The sequence below is a fragment of the Streptomyces sp. NPDC006265 genome, assembly GCF_040613555.1.
In the GTDB taxonomy this organism is placed as follows: Bacteria; Actinomycetota; Actinomycetes; order Streptomycetales; family Streptomycetaceae; genus Streptomyces.
The window spans coordinates 1-6,837 of record NZ_JBEXSH010000483.1 but is presented as its reverse complement, the minus strand read 5'-3'; the positions used below and the strand labels follow the sequence as shown (position 1 = coordinate 6,837).

The following is a 6,837-nucleotide window of genomic DNA, read 5'->3' as shown; positions in this document are numbered from 1 at the left end:
TCACCGTGGGTGTGACGGCGGGTATCGGCTTCATGCCGCCGCCCGACTTACCGAGGTCGACCGGCACCGCATCGGGTGTAGTAGTCCAGGCCGCGGACCAGCTTCGGGTCGTCCTCGAAGGAGACGCCCGCCGCCGTGATCAGCTCGCGGACCTCCTCGTGGTAGGCCTTGCACGCGTCGCACAGGTAGTCACGCAGCAGCGGCGCGTCCCCCAGCTGCTTCTGGACCGACTCGCGCTTGTCGTCCAGGACGCGCAGCGGGTTGATCTCCGCGCGGCGCAGGGTGTCCTCGTCCAGGTCCAGGCCACGCAGGAACTCCTGCAGCGCCGACCGGTACACCGGGCGGCACTCCTGGTCGCCGAGGCTGTTGAGCAGGATCCGGAAGTTGCTCAGGCCCAGCGAGCGGTACGCCTGGTCGGCCAGGATGAGCAGCTCGGCGTCCAGCGCCGGGTCCTCCGCGCCGATCGCCTCGGCACCGACCTGGGAGAAGTGGCGGTAGCGGCCCTTCTGGGGGCGCTCGTAGCGGTAGTACGAGCCGGAGTACCAGAGCTTGACCGGGAGGTTGCCGGCCTTGTGCAGGTTGGCCTCCAGCGCCGCGCGCAGCACGGAGGCCGTGCCTTCGGGGCGCAGGGCGAGCCGGTCGCCGCCCTTGGTCTCGAAGGCGTACATCTCCTTGGTCACGATGTCGGTGGACTCACCGACCCCGCGCGCGAAGAGTTCGACGTTCTCGAAGCCCGGTGTCTCGATGTAGCCGTAGCCGGAGTTGCGCAGCGGGGCGGCGATCGCCTCGCGGACGGCGAGGTACGTGGCGCTGTCCGGGGGGATCAGGTCGTACGTGCCCTTGGGGGCCTTGAAGGTGCTCACGGAAGGTCTCGTCACATTCCTCGTCGGGGAGCCCGAGCGGGTCCCTGGCCGGCGGCCACCTGCCGCAGATACGGGTTGGTGGAGCGCTCCTGGCCGATGGTCGTCTGGGGGCCGTGGCCGGACAGCACCACGGTCGAGTCGTCGAGTGGCAGGCACACGCGGGCCAGCGAGTCGAGCATCTCGGCCATGTCACCGCCGGGCAGGTCGGTGCGTCCGACGGAGCCGGCGAACAGCAGGTCGCCCGAGAAGAGGATCGGCGGGATGTCCGCCGCCTCGGGCATGCCGAAGGTCACCGACCCCTTGGTATGGCCGGGCGCGTGCGCGACGGACAGCTCCAGGCCCGCCAGCTCCAGCTTCGCCCCGTCGGCGAGCTCCTTGACGTCGTCGGGCTCCCCCACGGTCAGCTCGCCCATCAGCGGCATCCCGATGGACCGGCCGAGCGCCTTCTCGGGGTCGCTCATCATGTACCGGTCGTCGGGGTGGATCCAGGCCGGCACGTCGTGCGCGCCGCACACCGGGACGACCGACGCCACGTGGTCGATGTGGCCGTGGGTGAGGACGACGGCGACGGGCTTGAGCCGGTGCTTGTCGATCGCCTCCGCGACGCCGTCGGCGGCCTGATGGCCGGGGTCGATGATCACGCACTCCTCACCGGCGGCGGGGGCGACGAGGTAGCAGTTCGTCCCCCAGGCCCCGGCGGGGAACCCGGCAATGAGCACGATCGTCCTTCGTTGTGTCGATATACGGGCGGCTACGGCTGCTCACAGAGCCTACCGGCGCTGCCGATTCCTCAGCGAACCCATATACGGTACGGGGCACACGCAGGCGCTCGGCACACAGGACGCACGCGTACCGGTCGACGTATCAGACCCTTGAGGAGAGAACCCGGTGGTCAGCCAGGAACAGCGGCGGCGTCAGCTCGCCCGGGAGAAGTTCTTGCGGCAGCAGCAGCGACGCACAGACGCGCGACGCAAGGCCCGTATCCGCAACTCCGTGATCGCCTCGGCTCTCGGCGTGATCGTGGTGCTCTCGGTGACGGTCTTCCTGACCAAGCCGTTCGAGGACGACGGCAAGAAGGAGAACGCGAACGCGGACGTCACGCCGAGCGCCACGCCCAGCAAGGCCCCGGACCCGTGCGAGAAGCCGGCTCCGGGCAAGATCAAGTCGGAGACCTGGAAGAAGGAACCGGCGATGACCATCGACGAGTCGGCGAAGTACACGATGAAGCTGGACACGACCTGCGGCGAGATAGACGTCGCGCTGAAGGCGTCGGCGGCGCCGCACACCGTGAATTCGTTCAACTTCCTTCTCGGCAAGGGCTACCTGGACCACAGCAAGTGCCACCGGCTGACCGACCGGGACATCTACGTCCTGCAGTGCGGCGACCCGAAGGGCACCGGCATGGGCGGGCCGGGCTACACCATCCCGGACGAGAACCTCAAGGACAAGAGCCTCAAGGGCGGGACGTACCCGGCGGGCACGGTCGCGATGGCGAACCAGTACAACCCGCAGACGAAGCAGGGCCGCAACAGCGGCGGCAGCCAGTTCTTCCTCGTCTACCAGGACAGTCAGCTTCCAGCCGACTACACACCGTTCGGCACAGTGTCCGAGGCGGGCATGAAGGTCCTGAAGAAAATCGCGGACGCCGGGGCGCAGGCTCCCGACCCTCAGACGGGCAATACGGCACCCAACGCGACGGTCGTGATCAACAAGGCCACGATCACGAAATCCTGACCCCCAACTGCGAAATTTCGGTCGCGCGGGATGCGGACACGCCCCCCGCCGGTCGCCTATGTTGGCCGTGACGAAACTGTGGACGATGCCCGGGGGAGCTTCAGGCCCCCCGCAGGCATCATGTGGAGGAGGCGCTGTGAGCAGCGACCCGTGGGGCCGCGTCGACGAGACGGGGACCGTGTACGTGCGTACGGCCGACGGCGAGCAGGTCGTCGGTTCCTGGCAGGCAGGCTCCCCCGAGGAGGCGCTGGCCTATTTCGAGCGCAAGTACGAGGGCCTGGTTGTCGAGATCGGCCTCCTCGAGAAGCGAGTGAAGACCACCGACCTGTCGGCCAAGGACGCCCAGGCCGCCATCGACCACATCCGCGAGCAGGTCGACGCGCACCACGCGGTGGGCGACCTGGACGCCCTGCGGGTCCGGCTGGACAAGCTCGTGGAGCTGGTGGAGGCGCGCCGCGAGGAGCGCAAGGCGCAGCGGGCGAAGCAGTCCGACGAGGCCCGCCACGCCAAGGAGGCGCTGGTCACCGAGGCGGAGGAGCTGTCGCAGTCCGACCAGTGGCGGGCCGCCGGTGAGCGGCTGCGGGCCCTGGTGGACACCTGGAAGGGTCTGCCGCGCCTGGACCGCAAGTCCGACGACGAGCTGTGGCACCGGTTCTCGCACGCGCGCTCGGCGTTCTCCAAGCGGCGCAAGCAGCACTTCGCGCAGCTGGACGCGCAGCGCGAGGAGGCCCGCAAGACCAAGGAGCGGCTGGTCTCCGAGGCCGAGGCGCTGTCGAACTCGACGGACTGGGGCGTGACGGCGGCGCGCTACCGCGAGCTGATGTCCGAGTGGAAGGCCGCGGGCCGCGCCCAGCGCGAGCACGAGGACGACCTGTGGAACCGCTTCCGCGGCGCCCAGGACGTCTTCTTCGCGGCCCGCAGCTCGGTCTTCGCCGAGCGGGATGCCGAGCAGTCGGAGAACCTCAAGCTCAAGGAGGAGCTGGCCGAGGAGGCCGAGAAGCTCCTGCCGATCACGGATCTGAAGGCGGCCCGGGCCGCGTTCCGGAACGTGAACGAGCGCTGGGAGGCCATCGGTCATGTGCCGCGGGACGCCCGGCCCAAGGTCGAGGGCCGGATGCACGCGGTCGAGCGGGCCATCCAGGAGGCCGAGGAGGCCGAGTGGCGCCGGACGAACCCGGAGGCACGCGCGCGTGCCGAGGGTCTGACCGGCCAGCTCCAGGCCGCGGTGGACAAGCTGCGGGGCCAGATCGAGCAGGCCCGCGCGCAGGGCAACAACGCCAGGGCCGACAAGCTCCAGCGTGAGCTCGACGGCCGCCAGGCGCTGCTGGATCAGGCGCTGAAGGGCCTGCAGGAGTTCGGAGGCTGAGCAGTCCGTCGAAAGGGGCTCCCGTACGCGGTGTACGGGAGCCCCTTTCGTGTGCTCGTGTGCGACGTGCGTGTGGTCGTCGTGTGCGACCGAACGGCTACGACCTGCTGCGCGCCGACGTCACCCGGTACACGTCGTACACGCCCTCCACGCCACGGACCGCCTTCAGCACATGGCCGAGGTGCTTCGGGTCGCCCATCTCGAAGGTGAAGCGGGAGGTGGCGACGCGGTCGCGGGAGGTCTGGACGGCTGCGGAGAGGATGTTGACGTGCTGGTCGGACAGCACGCGGGTGACGTCCGAGAGGAGCCGGGAGCGGTCCAGGGCCTCGACCTGGATGGCGACCAGGAAGACCGAGGACTGGGTGGGCGCCCACTCGACCTCGAGGATGCGCTCGGGCTCGCGGGACAGCGAGTCGACGTTCACGCAGTCGCTGCGGTGAACCGATACGCCGCTGCCGCGGGTGACGAAGCCGATGATGGGGTCGCCCGGGACGGGTGTACAGCAGCGGGCCAGCTTGACCCACACGTCCTCGACGCCCTTGACGACGACGCCCGGGTCGGCACTGGAGCGGCGCTTGCGGCTGCGGCCGCGGGCCGGCGGGACCGACTCGTCGATCTCCTCGGTGGCGGCCTCCTCGCCGCCGAGGGCCTGGACCAGCTTCTGCACGATGTTCTGTGCGGAGACATGGCCCTCGCCGATCGCCGCGTACAGCGCGGAGATGTCGGCGTAGCGCATCTCGTGCGCGAGGGTCACCAGGGAGTCGCCGGTCAGGATGCGCTGGATCGGCAGATTCTGCTTGCGCATCGCGCGGACGATGGCGTCCTTGCCCTGCTCGATCGCCTCGTCGCGGCGTTCCTTGGAGAACCAGGCCCGGATCTTGTTGCGGGCGCGCGGTGACTTGACGAAGCCGAGCCAGTCGCGGGAGGGGCCGGCGCCGGCCGCCTTGGAGGTGAAGACCTCCACCAGGTCGCCGTTGTCGAGGGTGGACTCCAGCGGGACCAGCCGGCCGTTGACGCGGGCGCCTATGGTGCGGTGGCCGACCTCGGTGTGCACCGCGTAGGCGAAGTCCACCGGGGTGGCACCGGCGGGGAGCGCTATGACGTCGCCCTTGGGAGTGAAGACGAAGACCTCGTTGCGGGACAGGTCGAAGCGCAGGGACTCCAGGAACTCGCCGGGGTCCTCGGTCTCCTTCTGCCAGTCCAGGAGCTGGCGCAACCAGGCCATGTCGTTGAGGTGGTCGTCCTTGCCCTTGCCGGACGACTTGGGGGCGTCGGAGCGCACCTTCGAGGCGCCGGCGACGGCCTCCTGCTTGTACTTCCAGTGCGCGGCGATGCCGTACTCGGCGCGGCGGTGCATGTCGAAGGTGCGGATCTGCAGCTCGACCGGCTTGCCGCCGGGGCCGATGACCGTCGTGTGCAGCGACTGGTACATGTTGAACTTGGGCATCGCGATGTAGTCCTTGAACCGGCCGGGGACCGGGTTCCATCGCGCGTGCACCGTGCCGAGGGCCGCGTAGCAGTCGCGGACGGTGTCCACGAGGACGCGGATGCCCACCAGGTCGTAGATCTCCGCGAAGTCCCGGCCGCGGACGATCATCTTCTGGTAGACGCTGTAGTAGTGCTTCGGGCGGCCGGTGACGGTCGCCTTGATGCGGGCCGCGCGCAGGTCCTGCTGGACCTCGTCGGTGACGATGGCCAGGTACTCGTCACGCTTCGGTGCCCGCTCGGCCACCAGCCGCACGATCTCGTCGTACATCTTGGGGTAGAGGATCGCGAAGGCGAGGTCCTCCAGCTCCCACTTGATGGTGTTCATGCCCAGGCGGTGGGCGAGCGGCGCGTAGATCTCGAGGGTCTCGCGCGCCTTCTTCTCCTGCTTCTCGCGCTTGAGGTAGCGCATGGTGCGCATGTTGTGCAGGCGGTCGGCGAGCTTGATGACCAGGACACGCGGGTCCTTGGCCATGGCGACGACCATCTTGCGCACGGTCTCGGCCTGCGCGGCCTCGCCGAACTTGACCTTGTCCAGCTTGGTGACGCCGTCGACGAGCAGCGTGACGATGTCGCCGAAGTCGCGGCGCAGGTCGTCCAGGCCGTACTCGGTGTCCTCGACCGTGTCGTGCAGCAGGCCGGCCATCAGCGTGGCCGGATCCATGCCCAGCTCGGCGAGGATGGTGGTGACGGCGAGAGGGTGCGTGATGTATGGGTCGCCACTCTTGCGCTTCTGGCCGCGGTGCCAGCGCTCGGCGACCTGGTAGGCGCGCTCGATCTGGCGGAGCGTGGCGGTCTCGATCTTCGGGTCGTTGCTGCGCACTATCCGCAGCAGCGGCTCCAGCACCGGGTTGTACGGGTTCGCGCGCTGCACACCGAGCCGGGCCAGTCGGGCGCGGACGCGGTTGGAGGAGCCGGAGCGGGCCGGCTGGCCGGCTGCCTGACGTACCGCGGGCGGCGGGGTGGGCTTGGGCCGCGCCTGATCGGCGGGTTTGTCGACCGGTGCCGCCTGGGCATGCTCGACCGGCCCGCGGGTGTCGTTCTTCGCGTGGGGCGCGTTCGGCGCGGGCTTCGCCGCGGCTGCCGAGGCGGACTCGGGCTTGGCGGCGGTCAGGTGCTGGGCCTCGTCTGGCAAGAGGGCTCCTCGTGCGCGATCCGGGTCCCCCGGTCAGGTTCCGGAGACCCCATGGTAGCGATCCTGAGCTCCAGGATCGCCTTCAGGCCAATGTGAGGACCCTCTAGCCCGCAGAACGCAGGAGGCGGGCGCCGGATTCCTCCGGGCCCACCTCCGCGGTGTCGTGCCGGTGTCCGCCGGGCCGCTGCGGTCGCTAGTGCCGCATCAGGCAACGTTTGCCCGTTGAGGAGCGGCGTCCGGTGCGTGCTCTCGGC

Annotated in this window: 4 protein-coding genes and 1 pseudogene; 2 read left to right on the top strand and 3 right to left on the bottom strand. The window is 69.5% G+C overall.

Features of this window, described 5'->3' with window-relative positions; genetic code table 11:
* Window positions 1–71 precede the first annotated feature (71 nt).
* Window positions 72–863: pseudogene (gene hisS / locus ABZ281_RS31105) on the bottom strand (histidine--tRNA ligase); the annotation flags it as partial.
* Window positions 864–874: 11 nt separating this feature from the next.
* On the bottom strand, window positions 875–1,582 hold the full coding sequence (locus ABZ281_RS31100) for an MBL fold metallo-hydrolase (protein ID WP_356660871.1): 708 nt from the start codon (window positions 1,580–1,582) through the stop codon (window positions 875–877).
* A 169-nt stretch (window positions 1,583–1,751) separates the two neighbouring features.
* Here ABZ281_RS31100 and ABZ281_RS31095 point away from each other — a divergent pair, with 169 nt between their 5' ends.
* The gene (locus tag ABZ281_RS31095; protein WP_356660869.1) at window positions 1,752–2,597 is read left to right on the top strand and encodes a peptidylprolyl isomerase; all 846 of its coding nucleotides are present in this window, start codon (window positions 1,752–1,754) and stop codon (window positions 2,595–2,597) included.
* A gap of 136 nt (window positions 2,598–2,733) precedes the next feature.
* Window positions 2,734–3,963, top strand: coding sequence for a DUF349 domain-containing protein (locus tag ABZ281_RS31090; protein ID WP_306923161.1), 1,230 nt, complete (start codon window positions 2,734–2,736; stop codon window positions 3,961–3,963).
* A 97-nt stretch (window positions 3,964–4,060) separates the two neighbouring features.
* Here ABZ281_RS31090 and relA read toward each other — a convergent pair whose 3' ends face one another.
* Window positions 4,061–6,583 (bottom strand): GTP pyrophosphokinase, encoded by a 2,523-nt coding sequence (gene relA, locus ABZ281_RS31085; RefSeq protein ID WP_356660867.1) that lies wholly within the window; start codon window positions 6,581–6,583, stop codon window positions 4,061–4,063.
* Window positions 6,584–6,837: the final 254 nt, after the last annotated feature.